General features: G+C 38.0%; 1 protein-coding gene. It reads left to right on the top strand.

Annotated elements, in window-relative coordinates:
* On the top strand, positions 1 to 640 hold a 640-nt coding region (locus tag HMPREF2801_RS07730), incomplete at both ends, for a hypothetical protein (protein ID WP_148130096.1).

Below are 640 nucleotides of genomic sequence, written 5' to 3'. Positions count from 1 at the left end.
AAAAGGATATGTGGACTTTGACTATATGGGAAGTCTTACAGGAAAAGACAGAACGACCTTAATTGAGGAGCTTCGAGGGGAAATCTATCTAAATATCAGAGAAGAGCAAAACTTTTACAGACCGCTTTCCTTTAATTTAGAGGATGGCGATTTACCTTTTGCTTGTGCAAATGGCAGCAATTCCTATAAGTATGGCTATGTAACAAAAGATGAATATTTAAGTGGGAATATCAGGGACAAGATTGCCATTGTAGATAGCTACTTATCAAAGCTCAGACAAACGGAAAGAGAGCTGCCTCATCTTGGCTATGAAAAAAATGGAAAAGAAAAAGAGCTGATAAGCTATGAAATGAACCGTTTGGAATATCAAAAATCAGAGCTTACCAAAGTTCTTCCAAAGGAGCTTGAAGCAAGTGAAATCAATGTGCGTCTTGGTGCAACTTGGATACCGATTAAAGACATTGAGAAATTCATCTTTGAAACGCTTAAAACTCCGGGTTATGCAAGATGGGATATTAAGGTTAAGTTTTCAAGCCTTACAAGCGAATGGAATGTAGAAGGAAAAAGCAGGGACAGAGGAAATGACCTTGCTGAAATGACCTTTGGAACATCAAGGGTAAATGCCTATAAGCTGATTGAA

Source organism: Peptoniphilus sp. HMSC062D09, from assembly GCF_001811425.1.
Lineage (GTDB): Bacteria > Bacillota > Clostridia > Tissierellales > Peptoniphilaceae > Peptoniphilus_A.
The sequence above is the reverse complement of the archived record's forward strand: the minus strand, read 5'-3'. Positions and strand labels throughout refer to the sequence as shown.